Below are 16,471 nucleotides of genomic sequence, written 5' to 3'. Positions count from 1 at the left end.
GTCGATCACCGACACGGGGCCCGCGTTGCCCTCTCGATTCGACCCCCACCCCGCCTGCGCCGTCTTCTGCCGACGTTCAGCGGCCCCCTCCCCCCGGTCCCATACTGGCGCCGGAGCGAAGCGGGGTGGGGGTGGTCGAGTCCCCCAGGCCAGGCGGGAGACGAGATCGCATTGCCGCGCCGCGCCCGACGGAAGCTTGCGGCCTCCGCATCAGCACCTCCGCCACCCGCTCGAGGTCGCCGGGCTCTTCGGTGCTGTGCAGTCGCGGGCGGTCGCCGATGTTCTGGCGCACGAGATCTCGCAGGGCCCTGCCTGGCCCGATTGTCACGATGTCGGTCACTCCGAGCTCGAGGAGCGTGTGGAGCGTGCGAGCCCATCGCACGGGACGCACGAGGTGCTCGGCGAGGTTTTCCACGGTCCAGTCGGACTTCAGCGCCGGACGCCCGGTGGCGTTGCGCACGAGCGTGGTGTGCGCCGGCGTGAGGCGAAGGCCCTCCAGGGCGGCTCGCCACTCGTCGAGCGCCGGGTCCATCACCGGGCCCTGCCAGGCCCCGGCGGCGGTCAACCTGCGCGTGGGGAAGCGCTCGCTGACGGCGTGCAGCGCGGGAGCGGACCCGGACAGGAGCCATTCGTGGGGTGCGTTGTGGGCGGCGATGCCGATGACGCCGGCCTGCCGTCCGACGCGGAGCGCGTGCCGCACCTGCGCCGGCGCGCCGAGCGTCGCCAGGCCGCCCGGCGTGCGTCGCGCCTCTCGGGCCATCAGGTGACCGCGGACCGCGGCGAGGTGGATGGCCGCCTCGGCCCGGAGCACTCCGGCAGCCGTCCACGCCGCGAGCTCCCCGAGCGCGTGGCCCGCGACCACCGCCGGGCGCACGCCGTGGGCCAGCAGCTCGCAACACGTCCCGAGCCCCACGGCGATCAGGGTGGGCTGGAAGAGCTCGGCCCTGGCGAGCGAACGCTCCTGACGGAGGACGAGCCGCGGAAGATTCACGCCCGCCGCGCCGGCCGCGATCTCGATCATGGTCTGGATCCAGGGCGAACGCGCGACGATGTCCGGGCGCACCGTCAGTGCATCTCCGGCGTCACCTGGAAAGAGAAACGCGACGGTCACGGCGGGATCCTCGTGGGTTCAGCGGGGCTCGGATCCCTACAGGAGAGCAGGAAGTGTGCCACGGATCACGCCCGGGCCCACGCGAGACACGCGAAACATTCTAGCCGGTTCGGGTCTTGATCGGAGTGCTGCGTAAACCATCAGAGCAAGACTTGCTCGAGAGGCGAGCAAGTCTTGCTCGACACTACGCGGCGTCGGGATCCGCGCCGGGTTCGGCCGGGCGGCCGGGCCCACTGAGCGAGGCGAGCAGCAGCAGCGCCGCGAGGAAGGCGTAGCCGGAGGCCACGAGCCAGTGCAGCCGACCGGGCACGGCGAAGGGCAGGTACAGACCGCCGCTCGGCGTGACGGAGTGCATGAGTCCGCAGGTGGAGGCGAGGGCGCAGAGCAGCAGGAGGAGCGCGGCGGCGCGCAGCCGGCGATCGAGGAGGTGCGCGACGGCGCCGGCCCAGAGCATCGAGGAAATGAAGAAGCCGTGCCCGAGGAGCTGGATCGCCCGATAGGTCTCCTGGGCCTCGCCGGGGGGCAGCGCGTCGCCTCGGACGCCGAAGCGCTCGAGTTGGATGCGCACCAGCTCCGCGAGCGCCGGGAGACAGGCGAGCACGATGGCCGGCGCGTGCCGCCTCGGCGTGGCGTGAAAGGCCTGCACCACGATCTCGACGCCGATGAAGAGCAGGACGGGCATCACGGCGGCCATCGGGACCGCCGAGACGAGAAAGGGGACGAGACCCACGGCGGCGCCGAGGCCGGTGAAGAGCCCCGTGAAGAGGGTATAGGCGGCGCGGCCTCCCATCGCCTTGTAGGCCGGGTGCCCGATGTACGGCGTGGACTGGGCCACTCCGCCGAAGAGCGCGGCCACGAGGGTCGCTCCGGCCTCGACGAGCAGGATGTCGCGCGTGTTGTAGTCGTCGCCCGCTACGCGCGCGGTCTCGGTGACGTTGATGCCGCCGACGATGGTGAGGAGCCCGAAGGGGATGGCCACGGGGAGGTAGTGGAGCGCCTGTGAGAGGCCGGCGACGAAGCCGAGCGTCGGGAGGGGGGGCGAAAGGTGGAGCTCGAGCTTGGGCACGACGAAGTGCGCGCCGAGGAGCCCGGTGGGACCGAGGAGGTAGTAGAGCGCGGTGCCGACGAGGACAGCGGCGAAGGCCCCCGGGAAGTTGCCCGGCAGCCGCCGGCGCCCGATGAGGGCGTAGACCACCAGGCCGAGCGCGATGAGGCCCACGAGCGGCGCGCCGAAGATCGAGAGGAGCGGAAGGAAGGCGAGGAGCGCGAGCCCCACGGCGCCGATGGAGCCGAGGAGCGCCGCCTGCGGCAGGTTTCGCTGCACCCAGGGGCCGAAGAAGGCCAGCGTGACCTTCACGAGCCCCATCAGGAAGAGAGTGGCCATCCCGACGTGCCAGGCCACCTCGGGGCTGCCGCTGGCCTTGTAGACGGGGCCGAGGACCACGAAGGCGATGCCGATGGTGCTCGGCGTGTCGAGCCCGAGCGGCATGGCGGTCACGTCGTGCCGTCCGGTGCGGCGCGCGAGGCGAAAAGCCATCCAGGTATAGAGGAGGTCCCCGACCATCACGCCGAGAGCCGTGCCCGGCACCATCTTCGTCAGGATGAAGGAAAGGGGGAAGCCGAAGACGCCGGCCAGGATCCCCGCGAGCACGACCAGGTTGTGCAGGTTGTCGAGGAAGAGCCCCGAGAAGGCGTTGAGGTCCCCCCAGGTGGCCCACTGGTAGCGGAAGGGGGCTTCACCCGTGGCCGCGTCGGGGTTTGCCATGCCGCGACCTTAGCACGGCGGCCCGTCGCATCCGCGCGCGAATCAGGCTAGGCTCGGCCCTCGAACGCGACAGGAGCATTCCCTTCATGGCGGTACTTCGTCCCTTCCGCGGCGTTCGGTACGACCGGGCGCAGCACCCCGACCCGGGTCTGGTGCTGACCCAGCCCTACGACCGCATCTCGAAGGAGCTGCAGGCGACCTATTACGCGCGTCACCCGCACTGCTTCGTGCGGCTGATCCTCGGCCAGAGCGCGCCCACCGACGGGGACGGCGAGAACGTCTACACGCGGGCGCGCGCGACCTACCGCGAATGGCTCGCCCGCGGGGTTCTCGTCCCCGAGCCCGAGCCGGCGCTCTACGTCTACCACCAGACCTTCCGCCTCCCCGACGGGAGCGAGCGTACGCGGCGGGCGGTGCTGGGGGCGTTCGAGCTCTCCTCCTTCGAGGAGGGGCTCGTCCTGCCGCACGAGCGCACGTTGAGCGGCCCCAAGGAGGATCGGTTGAAGCTCCTCCGTGCGACGACCGTGAGCCTCGAGCCCGTCTTCCTGCTCTACCCCGACCCCGAGCGCCGGGTGGCCTCGCTCCTCGACGCGGCGATCGCCGGGAAGCCGCCCGTCGCCGACGGGCACGAGCTTTACGAGGCGGCGGTGCGCCAGGAGCTCTGGGTCGTCACCGAGCGCGAGGTGCTGGCTGCCGTGGCGGCCGAGCTCTCCCCCAAGCGAGGGCTCATCATCGCCGACGGGCACCACCGCTACGAGACGGCGCTGACCTATCGCGACGAGCGGCGCGCGGCGATGGGTTCATCGACGGCGCCGGGGCCCCACGACGTGGCCTTGGCGGCGCTCGTGGGGATGGAGGACCCGGGGCTGGCCATCCTGCCCACGCACCGGCTAGTGCACGGGCTGACCGGGCTCGAGGGGTCGGAGCTCGTGCGGCGCGGCGAGCCGTGGTTTGCGATCACCGCGCTGGCGAGCCGGCGCGAGCTCGAGACGCGGCTTGCGGCGCTTTCCGAGACGGAGCAGGGCTTCGGCGTCGTGGCCCGCGAGGGGCAGTGGCTCTTTTGCCTGAAGAGCGAGCAGACCATGGCCGAGCTCGTCGCGGAACGGGCTCCCGCGTGGCGCAGCCTGGAGGTCAGCGTGCTGCACGAGCTCGTGCTCGAGCGGCTTCTCGGGCTGACCAAGGAGTCGATCACGCGGCAGGAGAACCTGCGCTACCTGCGCGAGCTCGACGCCGGCTACACGGCGCTCGACAATGGCGGGGGCCAGCTGCTCTTTACCTTGCGGCCCACGCGCATGGCCCAGGTGGCTGCCTGCGCCGCGGCGGGCGAGAAGATGCCGCAGAAGTCGACGGACTTCTATCCGAAGCTGGCGAGCGGCCTCGTCGCGCTCCCTCTCGATGCGGCGTATCTGGGGTAGCACGCGCCCGTCGGGAGCGGGCCCGGGCTACTTCACGCGCTCGTCGTTGAGGTAGATCTCCGTTTCCATCGCCACCGTCGGGGCCAGAGTGGCGCGCACCCCGCAGTACTTCTCCTCGGAGAGCTGCACGGCGCGCTGGACCTTTTCGACGGGCAGGTCCTTGCCCCAGAGGTGGTAGCGCACGACGATCTTGGTGAACTTCTTCGGATGCTCGTCGGGGAGCACGCTGTCGAGCGTCACCTCGAGGCGCTCGAGCGGCACGCGCATCTTGTTCAGGATGGCCACCACGTCCATCGCGGTGCAGCCGCCGAGCGACACCAGCGTGAGCCCCTTCGGGCGCGGTCCCCGGTTCTGCCCGCCGAACTCCTCGTCGGCGTCGAGCAGCAAGGTGTGTCCGTCGAGCTCCGCGGCGAAGGCCATACCGTCTCGCCACACGACTTTGGATGCGATCTCCATGGTCCAGTCCTACGCGTCCTTTCCGGGTGCGGGGCCGTCCGCGAAGAGTCGCCTGAGTCGGCCCATCATGCCACCGTCTTGTGAGGCGCCGAGGGCGCGCTCGGCGAGGAGCGTGAGCCGTCCCTCGTCGAGGAGCCCGACCGCTCCGTCGGTCACGTCGCGGCCCTGCATGACCACGACCGTCGGGATGGAGCGGATGCGGAAAGCTCCGGCGAGCTCGGGAAGCTCCTCGGTGTTCACCTTGAGGAAGCGGACCCGGCCCGCGAAGCGTGCGGCCACGCGTTCGAAGACGGGGCCCATCATGCGGCACGGGCCACACCAGGGGGCCCAGAAGTCGATGATGATCGGTTCGGGCTGCTCGAGGTACTTCTCGAAGGCGGCCACCGAGGTGACGTGGATCGGGGCGCCCGGCTGACTCGCCTGGGGGGATCGGCTGTTCGTAGTGCTGCTGGACATGGTTCGCTCGCTCCTTCCGGGCCGGGGGCCGGCCCGCTCGTTACCGCCTCTTCCCTCGGTCTGAGCCAGGTCGGGGCGAAACGGTGCAGAAAATGGGAGGAGCGCTGGCGGGGCGGAGCTATCGGGCGGTCGGGCGCGCGGCGAGCTTCTCCAGGTGCTCGGCCACGAAGCGGCGGAGCTGCTCGGGACCCAGGGGTTTTTCCAGCCACGGCCGGCGGGATTCCTCGAGGAACTGGCGGGCGCGGGGGGTGAAGGCGCCGCCGGTGATGAAGAGCATCCGTTCGGCCAGCTCGGGGGCGCGGGCCAGGAGCTCCTGGTAGAGATCAATGCCGGACATCTGCGGCAACATCAGATCGCAGAGGATGAGGTCGTAGCGCTTGCCTTCGGCGAGGTGCCGCAGGGCGGCCTGCGCGGTGGTCACGCTCTCCACCTCGTGCAGGTCCCGCAGGGTGCGCTCGAGGGACTGCGCCACGAGCGGTTCGTCGTCCACGATCAGGACCCGACTCCGGGGAGCACGGCGACGTGAGGGCTCCGCGTCGGCCGTGGCCTCCGTCGCTTCCACCGGCTCCAGGGCGGCCGGGAGCAGGACCCGGAAACAGCTCCCGCGACCGAGCTGGCTCTCGACCTCGATCTGTCCGCCCATGGCTTGCACCAGCCCCTGGCAGATGCTCAGCCCGAGCCCGGTCCCCTGTCCCATCGGCTTGGTGGTGAAGAAAGGATCGAAGATGCGAGCCAGGTGCTCGGGCGCGATGCCGGCCCCCGTGTCGTGGACCTCGATCGCTACCTGGGCTACCTGACTCGCCCGAAGCGAGGTTCGCACCCGGATGCAGTGGTCGTCGCTCCGGTCCTCGGGGATGGCCTGGGCCGCGTTGACGAGCAGGTTCAGGAAGACCTGGCCCAGGCGGGACTCGTTGGCCAGCACGGGGGGCGTGGGAGAGATCTCCTGCACCAGGCGCGCGCGGTGGCGGATCTCGGTCCAGGCCATGTTGATCGCCGAGGCGAGCACGCGCTCGACGTGCACGGGGGCCCGGACCTCCTGGTCCGAGCGGGCGAAGGTCTTGAGGTCGCGCACGATGGTCCGCACGCGCTCGGCTCCCTCCTGGGCTTCGCGGAGCGCCCCCTCGACCTCAGCGATCCAGGTCGCGTCCTCGTGGAGTCGGGGGGCCGTCGGCCGTGCGGCATCCGGCGCGTCGGCGGAGCCTCGCCCGAGCTCGGCGAAGAGCCGCCGAAGCTGCTCGCCGAGGAAGCCGAGGTTGCCGAGGACGTAGCAGAGGGGATTGTTGATCTCGTGCCCCACGCCGGCGGCCATCGTCCCCACCGCGATCATGCGGTCCATCTGCATCATCTTGGCCGCGAGCTGACGCCGGGCGCCGAGGTCGCGCGCCACGCCCGCCACCGCCGGCTGACCGTCGAAGATCACCGGCAGGGTGGTGATCTCCACGTCCACCGTGCTCCCGTCGCGGCGAACCCAGCGGCGCTCGACGGCGGGCTGCGTCGTGGGCTGCTCCTCGAGCTGGCGCAGGTAGTGCGCCATCGGTTCGCGCTCGTCGGGGACGGCGAGCAGCACGGCCGGCTGCCCGAGCAGAGCCTCGGGCTTCTCGTGGCCGAGGAGCGCGAGCAGACTCGGGTTGACGTAGACGAAGCGCCCCTGCCGGACCACGGCCACCGCGTCCGGCGAGTGCTCGATGAGCGCGCGGAAGCTCGCCTCCGACCGGCGCAGCGCCTCCTCCGAGGCGTGGCGCGCCGAGACGTCGCGAAGGACGGCCGTATAGCCGAGCTGCTCTCCTTCGCCGTGCAGGCTGACGGCGCACTCCGCCGGGAAGGAGGTGCCGTCCTTGCGCCGGCCGTGGACGGCTCGCACGCCGCACATCGCCTCCGGCGACTCCCCGGCGCCCCGGACCGCGGAGGCGTGCCGGGCGCGCTCCGCCTCGGGGAGGAGCAGCTCGAGCGGTCTGCCCCAGACCTCCTCGCGACGCCAGCCGAACATCTGCTCGGCGGCGCGGTTGAAGTAGGTGATGAGGCCGCGTTCGTTGGTGAGCACGATCCCGTCGCTCGCGCTCTCCACCACCCTGTGGAAACGCTCTTCCGAGGCGCGGGCCGTCGCCGCGAGTCGCTCCTCCTCCGAGAGATCCTCGACCACGACCAGCAGGCGCTCGACCTGTTCTGCGGCCAGCGGCTCGACCGCCGTGATGGCCACGCGCACCGGTCGCGGCGCCGGGACGCCGCCACCCGCGGCGGTGAAGAGCAGGCCCGAGGCCGGACGCCCCGAGCCGAGCGCGGCCTCGAGGTGCGGCGCGAGCTCCGGGATCCCGAGGACCTCCATCACCGAGGCGCCCACGATGCTCGGGCGGGGCTCCTCGCGCGGGCCGAGCAAGGGGCGGTTGGCGGCGAGCACCCGCAGCCCGGCGTCGGCCAGGACGAGGCCTGCCGGGACGCTGGCCACGATGAGGTCGTTCAGGCGCTTCAGGTCGTGGATGTGTCCGACGTGGGCCGCCTCGTAGGTCTCGAGGGCGAGGGTCATGTCGAGGAAGGCCACCTTGACGAAGGCGTTCAGGATCGGGATCGCGCGCTCCCAGTCCCCCCCGGTGAGGCCCTCGAGCTCCTCGACGACCAGCCGTACGTAGAGGGCGTAGGTGCCGAGATACCAGGAGGGCTTCACGCCGAGGCGGAAGTGCGTCTCCCCGATGCGCTGTCGGTCTTTCGCGTAGGCCTCGTCGTAGGTTCCCTCGAAGAGCGAGTCGAAGTAGCGCCCCTGGCGCTGCCGCAGCGTCGCGAGGTCGGTGCGCTCGAGCAGCGGCCGGGTCTCGGGAGACGCGAGGAGCCGTTCGTAGAGACGGTCCACGATCCGCGGGCGCACGCGAGCCATCGCCTCGGAGAGGTCGCGCAGGAGGCGCGCGTCCCGCTCACCGAGCTCGAGGAACGCCTTGCGCGCCGTGAGACTCGGCGACTCCGGAGCGGGCGCGCCATGCGTCGTGGAGCTGGTCATGCGTGAGGCGAGAGTCTCCCACGCGACCGGGAGGCCGGCGCCTGTCTCGCGAGGCACGCGGCCTGTCTCGCCAGGCAGCGCGACGCGCCTCCGACGGGCGCAAAGTGGGAAAACGGGTCAGTATGTGCCTATTCGCGGAGGATCAGCGGCGCATGAGCGAGCTCAGGTGTTCGTAGGCGCGCTTGGCGAAGATGCTCACCGGGTCGATGGTGATGCACTCCTGCAGCCACTCGCGGCCGAGAGCCACGTCGCCGCGCTCGATCGCCGCGACCCCGAGGTAGAAGAGTGCGTGGAGCCGATAGAGGGCGGCCGAGCCCGAGAACTCGAGCCCGCGCTCGCCGTCGTGCGCGTGCCGGGTCAGCTCGAGCACCTGCTGCAGGTCCTCGAGCCCCATGCGATGCGCGTCGAGCTCGCGGGGGAGCACGGCGAGGACGCGCCCCCGCGCGATGAGCGTCTCGAGCTCCTCGCGTTCGTCGGGGAAGGGGAGCTTGCGCGACTGCACGGCCTCGGCGAGCGCGCTCTGCAGCACCTCGGTGGCGTTCGCGAGGCCCGTCGTGGCGACGGCGTGCATGGCCAGCACCACGCCGTAGAAGGTGCGGCAGCGCGGTGACTCGGGGGCGAGCTCCACGGCGCGGCGGCACGACGCCACCGCGGGGAGGAGCCGCCCCGCGAGGGCCTGCGTCAGCCCGAGGTAGCACGCGGCCTCGGCGAAGCGGGGCCGGCGCTTCAGGCTCTCCTGGCACCAGCGCGCGGCCTCGTCGTAGTGACCGAGCCCGAGGAGCAGCCGCCCGAGCGTGAGCAGGGCGACGGGGTCCTCGGGTTGCGCCGCGACCTGGCGGCGCGCGTGCTCGAGCTCGGTGTCGAGGCCGTAGCGCTCGATGAAGAGCGGGCTCGGCACGTAGATCGCGTCGGCGGCGAAGGAGCGCGCCCGCGGGGCCACCTCGGAGAGCGCGCGCAGAGCCGCGGCCACCTCGGAGCCGCGCAGGGCCACCACCAGCTCGCCGACGCGCGAGAAGCGTTCGCGCACGTAGTGGTCCACCGACGGGCGCGACCCCGACGCGGTGAGCACCTCCACCGAGAGCGCGGCCACCTCGGCCTTTCCGATCTCGCGGGAGAGCTGCGCGAGGTGCACGACGTGCGCCTCGTCGAGGCCGAGCTGCTTGAGCTCGAGCGCGGCGCCGAGGACCGAGAGCGCCTCGGGCTCGTAACGCTCTTCGAGGTCGCCGGCGATGCGGGCGAGGAGCCCGAGTTCGGTGAAGGCCTTCACCTCGTCCTCGGTGCAGTTGGCGCGCGAGGCGAGCTCGGTGGCGGAGAAGGGCTCGGCCGAGAGGGAGCGGGGGGCGAGGTCCGCCGGCGCCGGCCGTCCGGAGAGCTCCGCCTGCACGCGCTGCGGATCGTAGGCCGCGGACTGCAGGCGATGCCGGATGGCGTCGAGGGAGAGCCCCTCCTCGCTGCGGAGCCGCCGCACCAGCTGGAGCAGGGCCAGGTGCCGGTCGGAGTAGCGGGCGTTGCGCGTCCCCGCCCCGTCCGCCGGGGGCGGAAGGAGTCCTTCCCGCAGGTAGTAATGGATCGTCTGCCGGTGCACGCCCGAAAGCCGCACGAGCTGACTCATCGAAAATATTTGCATCTTATGTATTGCTAATCTATACAACCTTGTCTAAAAGAACCATACATCAGCCCCCTGACCAAAGGATCCCACACCATGGCCGACAATCCAACATCTGGGACGCCCGGCGCCGAGGCGCTCAGGACCCTCCGCCAGAAGGTGGAGGAGGTGAGCCTCGAGATCCTCTCGCTGCTCAACCGCCGAGCCGGGATCGCCCTCGACATCGCGCGGCACAAGCACCAGGCGGGCCTGCCGATCCGCGACGCGCACCGGGAAGCGCAGCTCCTCGGGCAGCTCGCGGTCGCGAACCAGGGGCCGCTCGACGAGCCCACCGTGAAGGCGCTCTTTCGCTCGATCCTGGACGCCTCGGTGGCCACGATGTCCGGGGACACGCAGAAGGCGCTCAAGGTCTCGAGCGCCTCGGGCCCCCGGGTGGTGGTCGACGTGCGCGGGCAGCGCGTGGGGGACGGCGGGCGGCTCTACATCGCCGGGCCCTGCTCGGTCGAGAGCGAGGAGCAGCTCGAGCTCGCGGCTCGCGGCCTGGCGGCGCGCGGGGTGAAGTTCTTCCGCGCCGGCGCGTACAAGCCGCGGACCTCGCCCTACGCCTTCCAGGGCCTCGGCGAGGAGGGGCTCCGGCTCCTCGCGCAGGTGGCGCGGCGCTACGGGCTCGTGACGGTGAGCGAGGCCACGAGCCTCTCGAACCTGCCGGTGGTGGCCGAGTACGTGGACGTGATCCAGATCGGCGCGCGCAACATGTACAACTACGACCTGCTGCGCGAGGTCGGGCGCATCGACAAGCCGGTGCTCCTCAAGCGGGCCTTCAGCGCGACGATCGACGAGTGGCTCTGCGCGGCCGAGTACGTGGCGCTCGGGGGCAACGAGCGGATCATCCTGTGCGAGCGCGGGGTGCGGGCCTTCGGCCAGGAGACGCGCGCCACGCTCGACCTGTCGGCCGTGCCGCTGCTCCTGCAGCAGTCGCGCCTGCCGGTGGTGGTGGACGTGAGCCACGCGGCGGGGCGACGGGACATCCTCGCGCCGCTCACCACGGCGGCCTTCGCCGTCGGGGCCCACGCGGTGATGCTGGAGGTCCACCCGGACCCCGACGTCGCCCTCTCCGACGCGCAGCAGCAGCTTTCTCTAGGGGACTTCGAGCGCCTGCAGCGAGAGGTGCTCGATCAGCTTTCGCATACCGCGCGCGCCCTCGGGTCCCGCGCCTAAATCGGAGGAGACGATGCGACTGAGTGTGGCCTGCAACTTCGACGAGGCGCTGATCGACGGCCTCAAGGGATATCCGATCCAGGAGGTCTACGGGAAGGTGACGCAGGACTACGCCGGCGGCGGTCGTCCGAGCTTCTACCTGCCTCCCGCGAACAAGCAGACCGTGGAACGCTTCGTGAAGAAGGTCCACGGCATGGGGATCCAGTTCAATTACCTGATGAACGCCTCGTGCATGGGGAACCGCGAGTACACGCGCGAGGGGCAGACGGAGATCCGCAAGACGCTCGACTGGGTGAGCGAGGCGGGCTGCGACAGCGTGACCGTCGGGCAGATCTATCTGCTGCAGATGATCAAGCGCTGCTACCCGAACCTGCGCGTTCGCATCAGCTCGCACCGCTTCACCGACAGCGTGCGCAAGGCGCGCTTCTGGGAGGACCACGGCGCGGACTGCATCGTGCTCAACGAGACGGCCTTCTATCGCGAGTTCGAGGCGCTGCGCACGATCCGCGAGTCGGTGAAGTGCGACCTGCAGCTCATCGCCAACAACTCGTGCCGGACGGACTGCGCGATCGCCGGGACGCACGCCTCGAGCCTGAGCCACGCCTCGCAGCACGGTAAGGGCCAGAAGAAGAGCTACCCGCTCGACTACCACATGCTCTTCTGCCTCGATTACCGGCTGCGCGAGCCGGTGAACTACGTGCGCGCCAACTGGATCCGCCCCGAGGACATGCACCACTACGAGGCGATGGGCTACGACTACTTCAAGATCGTCGAGCGCAACACGCCGACCCCGGTGCTGCTCAACCGCGTGCAGGCCTACGCCAACCGTCGCTACGACGGGAACTTCTTCGACATGGTGCTGCCCTTCCAGTACCCCGAGTCGTCGTACACGACGCAGGCGCAGCGGGACGCGTACAGCCTGAAGCGCGCGGTGAAGTACTTCTTCAAGCCGGGGCAGGTGAACGTGGCCAAGATGCCGAAGCTGATGACGCTCGGCAAGCAGATGGGGCTGCTCTACCCGATGCCCGATGGCCAGCAGCCGCTCTATCTCGATAACCGCAAGATGGACGGCTTCATCGACCGCTTCCTGAAGGAGTCGTGCATCGACGTCGACTGCGAGAAGTGCCGCTACTGCCACGATTTCGCCGACCGGGCGCTCACCATCGAGCCCAGCTACCGGCGGAAGGTTCTCGCCACGTATCGCGACATCTTCGAGGACATGCACACCGGCAAGTTCTGGCTGATGAAGCCGGGCGACGTGGTGGAGGCTGCGCAGCGGCTGGTGGAGGTGGCGAAGACCACGCTCGAGGAGTGGCGCGCGAAGCGTTCGGCCACGACCGCAAAGCAGGGCGCGGCGGGGGGCGCAGGCCTCCGTTCGGCGGCGCCCTCCTCGACGACGAACGCCGCTCCGGGCGGCGCTGCGATGAGCCAGACCGACGACCTCTCGACGCTGGCCGAGTCGGCGCTGGCGCGGAAGCTGCGGGCCAAGGCCACCGCGGAGAGCCTCCCCTCCTGCCCGATGGACGAGTAGTCGCCGGACGCTCCCTGCGCCGTGCTGGCGCCCACCTCGCGCTCCGTGCGAGCCCTTCCCTCCCCTCCGGTCGGTCCCTTTCGTTTGCGCTGGGGCGCAGTCGCGTGCTAACCGAAAGGTCGTCGACCAACCTGGCGCGTCGCGGCGAAGGGCCAAAGCCCCTCGGAGGGCCCAGACCTGTGGCGACGTTGCATCTGAGGTAGACTAAATCGGCCGATGCCCCTCCTCAGTCCCGGGCAGCAGATCGCGCGGTACACCATCCTGGGCAAGCTCGCCACCGGGGGGATGTCCGAGCTCTACATCGCCCGGCAGACGGGCCCTTCGGGCTTTGCGAAGACCCTCGTCCTGAAGGTCATCCTGCCCAACCTGGCCGACGACCAGCAGTTCATCGACATGTTCCACAACGAGGCGAAGCTCGCCGCCATGCTGAACCACCCCAACGTGGTCCAGATCTTCGACTTCGGCATGGACGACGAGATCCACTACATGGCGATGGAGTACATCGAGGGGCGGAACCTCGGGGTCATCGCCCGCGTGGCCGAGGAGCAGAGGAAGGCCATCCCGGTCCCCATCGCGCTGCGCATGGTGGCCGACGCGTGCGGCGCGCTCGAATACGCTCATAGCCTGAGGGACACCGACGGGCACCCGCTCGAGATCATCCACCGCGACGTCTCGCTCGAGAACGTGCTCGTGACCTACGCGGGGCAGGTCAAGCTGGTGGACTTCGGCATCGCCAAGGCCCGCAACGTCAACAGCAACACCAGCACGGGGACGCTCAAGGGCAAGTACAACTACATGTCCCCGGAGATGATCGAGGGCAAGCCGGTCGACCGACGGGCCGACCTCTTCGCCATGGGGGTCGTGCTCTACCGCCTGCTCTGCGGGTGCTTGCCTTTCGACGGAGACAACTACGGCCAGCTCATCCACCGCATTGCCTACGACGATCCGACCCTGCCGCGCCAGCTCGTGCCGTCGCTTCCGGAGGTGCTGGAGCGCGTCGTGATGCGGGCGCTCACGAAGGAGCGGAGCCTGCGCTATCAACACGCGGGCGAGATCCAGTCGGACCTCGAGGCCTACATGGTGCAGACCGGGAGCACCGTGCTGCCCTACCACCTGGCGCAGTACATGGCCGACCTCTTCCCGCCGGGGCCCGAGCGCGACCCCGAGGTGGCGCGGCTGCTCTCGGGAGGCGTCTCGACGCCGCGCAACCCGTCGGTGCAGCGCGAGACGCGGACCGGTCCGACGACGCCGTCCGCGCGTGGCGTTCGGGCGCTCGGGTCGGGCGAGGTGCGGCACGTACCGTCGACGCGGACGGGACCGGCGACCCCCACCGCGTCGAGCCGCGGCATCTATCCCCCGCGGCTCGAGGAGAGCGAGGAGCGCTACCTCGAGGAGAGCGGCGACCGCTCGGTCGACGAGAGCGGCGACCGCTCGATCGACGAGAGCGCGGATCGCTCGGTGGACGACTTCTACGAGCCGTTCGACCCGCTTCGGGACTCGCAGGATCTTCCCGTTTCGGGGGACCTCGGGCGCATCACGCACGAGCGGGCGCTCGCGGACACGCAGCTCCAGACCTCGTCGCCGGGGCGCTACTCGGCTCCGAGCGCCAGGGCCTACGACACCGGGCGCGAGACGATCGACCTCGCCGGAGCGGAGGTGCAGTACCCGATGTCGCGGGGGTCCTCGCACCCCGGGCAGGCGGCCCGGTCGGTTCCGGCGAGCTACGCGGGAGCGCAGGCCTCGGCCTCGCAGGTGCGGCGGCAGGCGCAGCCCTTCGCGGCGCCCCGGCGCTCGCGCCTCTGGTCGGTCTTGCTCTTCGGCATCGCGGCCGTCGTGCTGGTCTTCGCCGCGGCCCTGACCTATCGCGTGCTGCTCAAGCCCGCCGACGGTGGGGCCACCGGCGTGGCGCTGCAGGTGGGAGGAGCCGACCTGGGTCCGGGGCCCGGCGTCGTGGCCGTCCGGCGGGATTCCGGGGTGCTGCCGCCGGACGTGGGAAGCGGACCTGCCGACGTGGGGGTCGTCGCCGACCTGCGCGCGAGCGACCCGGTGACCGAGCCGGGGGACGACAGCCTCGACGACCCGGGACCCTCGGCGGGCTCGACGAAGCGCCCCCACGCGGGCGCGCGGCGGGGGCTGCTCTCGGTGAGCGCCCCGGGCCCCGGGACGGTGCTCGTGGATGGGCGCGAGGTCGGAGAGCTTCCGCTCCGGCGGCTCTCGCTCGGCAAGGGCGGACACCGCCTCGAGGTCCGCAGCCCCACGCTGGGCTATACGATCCGGCGCCGGGTGCATGTCTCCGGCGGAGGGCACGCCAAGGTCGAGCTCAAGCCCCAGCGGGGGCGACTCATGATCCGCGTGCAGCCGTGGGCCACGGTCTCCCTCGACGGGCGCTCGCTCGGCACGACCCCCATCGAGCCGGTCTCGGTGATGGAGGGGCCGCATACGCTGGTCCTGCGCAACAGCGAGCTCGGCGTGACGCGCAAGAAGATCGTATGGGTGAAGCCGGGTGCGGTGACCGAGGCGAAGTATCGCCTGCCGTGATCAACGAGTGAGCAAGCCGATCTCGTCCCAGCGCAGGCGGCGAACCTTCAGGTAGAGGGCCACGCCGAGGGCGAAGATGTAGAGCAGGGCGGCGAGCCAGCAGCCGTAGACCCCCCAGCCGAAGCGCAGGCGCAAGAGCAATAGGAGCGGGAAGAAGACCGCCCAGGCGGAGAGGGTGCTCACGAGCATCGGGTAGCGGGTATTGCCGGCGCCACGCAGGATGCCGGAGCTGGTCACGCCGATGGCGTCGAAGAGCTGAAAGCCCGCGGCGAAGAGGAAGAGGTCGTGCGCCGTCGAGACCACGAGGGGATCGCGGTTGAAGGCCCGCGCGATGAGGCTGCCGAAGCAGAGAAAGATGAGGCCCATCGTCCCCATGTAGGCCGTGGCGATGCGCAGCACGAGGACGCCGGTGCGGCGCGCGAGGGCGGGGGCGCGCGCGCCGAGGTGCTGCCCGACGAGGGTCGTGGCGGCGACGGAGAGGGCCATCCCCGGCAGGTACGAGAAGAGCACGACCTGGACCACCACGTTGTGCGCCGCGAGCACCGCGTCGCCCGAGCGCGAGACGAAGCCGGTGAAGATGGTCCAGATGAGGCTGTCTTGCAGCCAGCCGGCGCCGATCGGAGAACCCACCTTGAGGAGCTCGAGGAGCGCGCGGCGGTCGAGCGTGCGCGGCCAGCCGAGACCGTAGGTCCGGCGTAGCGCGGACCGGAGGGTCAGCGCGCCGAGGACGGTGGCCTGCAGGGTGATGGCCACGACGGTGGCGTAGGCCGCACCGTTGGCGCCGAGGGGCGGAATCCCGAGGCCGCCGAAGACGAGCCAGTAGTCGAGGACTACGTTGAGGAGCACGGCTCCGATGGCCACGAGCATGGGGGTGCGCGTGTCGCCGATGCCGCGCAGGAAGCTGACGAAGCAGATCTCGGCGAGCGTCGCCGGGGCGCCGAAGAGGCGGATGCGGATGTAGGCGCCGGCGATGGGGGTGACCGACGGGTCGGTGCCGAGGAGCCGGAGGAGTCCATCCACGGCCGGGGTGACGGCCAGCGCGAGGAGCGAGAAGCCGGCGGCGAGGAGCAGGCCGAGCCAGAGGTAGCCCCCGCAGCGCGCGTACTCGCGCGCGCCGTAGAGCTGCGCCACGTAGGTATTGATCACCGAGAGCGTGCCGATGAAGAGGGAGAGCAGGGTCCACGATAGGACGGCGCCGAGGCCGAGCGCGGCCTGCGCGGCGTTGCCCACCCAGCCCATATAGAAGGTGTCGGTGATGCCCATGAGGTTGTGGGCCAGCATCGAGAGCACGACGGGGAGCGCGAGGCGCAGGACGCCGCGCGCGTCGCTCGGGATGCGGAGCTCGGGGGCAGCGGAGGGATCGTGCGAAGGCATGGGCGGTGGACGGGT

Annotated in this window: 11 protein-coding genes; 4 read left to right on the top strand and 7 right to left on the bottom strand. The window is 70.8% G+C overall.

Features of this window, described 5'->3' with window-relative positions; all coding sequences use genetic code 11:
- Positions 1–76: 76 nt before the first annotated feature.
- Positions 77–1,111, bottom strand: coding sequence for an acyltransferase domain-containing protein (locus IT371_16250; protein ID MCC6749215.1), 1,035 nt, complete (start codon positions 1,109–1,111; stop codon positions 77–79).
- Between the two features lie 184 nt (positions 1,112–1,295).
- Complete coding sequence (locus IT371_16245; GenBank protein ID MCC6749214.1) at positions 1,296–2,876, bottom strand: MFS transporter; 1,581 nt, start codon at positions 2,874–2,876, stop codon at positions 1,296–1,298.
- A gap of 86 nt (positions 2,877–2,962) precedes the next feature.
- Between IT371_16245 and IT371_16240 the strand changes: the two genes are divergently transcribed.
- The gene (locus IT371_16240) at positions 2,963–4,291 is read left to right on the top strand and encodes a DUF1015 domain-containing protein (GenBank protein MCC6749213.1); all 1,329 of its coding nucleotides are present in this window, start codon (positions 2,963–2,965) and stop codon (positions 4,289–4,291) included.
- Positions 4,292–4,318: 27 nt separating this feature from the next.
- Here the strand turns inward: IT371_16240 and IT371_16235 are convergent, their stop codons facing one another.
- From IT371_16235 to IT371_16220, 4 genes are all read right to left on the bottom strand, one after another.
- Positions 4,319–4,747 (bottom strand): OsmC family protein, encoded by a 429-nt coding sequence (locus tag IT371_16235; GenBank protein ID MCC6749212.1) that lies wholly within the window; start codon positions 4,745–4,747, stop codon positions 4,319–4,321.
- A 9-nt stretch (positions 4,748–4,756) separates the two neighbouring features.
- Positions 4,757–5,203: a thiol reductase thioredoxin gene (locus IT371_16230; GenBank protein MCC6749211.1), complete on the bottom strand. Its 447-nt coding sequence runs from the start codon at positions 5,201–5,203 to the stop codon at positions 4,757–4,759.
- Between the two features lie 118 nt (positions 5,204–5,321).
- Positions 5,322–8,189: a PAS domain S-box protein gene (locus tag IT371_16225; GenBank protein MCC6749210.1), complete on the bottom strand. Its 2,868-nt coding sequence runs from the start codon at positions 8,187–8,189 to the stop codon at positions 5,322–5,324.
- Positions 8,190–8,331: 142 nt separating this feature from the next.
- Positions 8,332–9,816, bottom strand: a complete 1,485-nt coding sequence (locus IT371_16220) for a MerR family transcriptional regulator (protein ID MCC6749209.1) — start codon at positions 9,814–9,816, stop codon at positions 8,332–8,334.
- 75 nt (positions 9,817–9,891) lie between these two features.
- On the opposite strand from IT371_16220, the gene IT371_16215 reads away from it, so the two are divergent.
- The 3 genes from IT371_16215 to IT371_16205 all read left to right on the top strand — a co-directional run bounded on the left by IT371_16215 (position 9,892) and on the right by IT371_16205 (position 15,082).
- Positions 9,892–11,013, top strand: a complete 1,122-nt coding sequence (locus tag IT371_16215) for a bifunctional 3-deoxy-7-phosphoheptulonate synthase/chorismate mutase (protein ID MCC6749208.1) — start codon at positions 9,892–9,894, stop codon at positions 11,011–11,013.
- A gap of 13 nt (positions 11,014–11,026) precedes the next feature.
- Positions 11,027–12,544 carry a U32 family peptidase gene (locus tag IT371_16210; GenBank protein ID MCC6749207.1) on the top strand — a complete coding sequence of 506 codons (1,518 nt, stop codon included), beginning with the start codon at positions 11,027–11,029 and terminating at the stop codon, positions 12,542–12,544.
- 216 nt (positions 12,545–12,760) lie between these two features.
- Positions 12,761–15,082 (top strand): serine/threonine protein kinase, encoded by a 2,322-nt coding sequence (locus IT371_16205; GenBank protein MCC6749206.1) that lies wholly within the window; start codon positions 12,761–12,763, stop codon positions 15,080–15,082.
- Here IT371_16205 and IT371_16200 read toward each other — a convergent pair whose 3' ends face one another.
- Positions 15,083–16,456 (bottom strand): MATE family efflux transporter, encoded by a 1,374-nt coding sequence (locus IT371_16200; protein ID MCC6749205.1) that lies wholly within the window; start codon positions 16,454–16,456, stop codon positions 15,083–15,085.
- Positions 16,457–16,471: the final 15 nt, after the last annotated feature.

The organism is Deltaproteobacteria bacterium (genome assembly GCA_020848905.1).
In the GTDB taxonomy this organism is placed as follows: domain Bacteria; phylum Myxococcota_A; class Polyangia.
The sequence above is the reverse complement of the archived record's forward strand: the minus strand, read 5'-3'. Positions and strand labels throughout refer to the sequence as shown.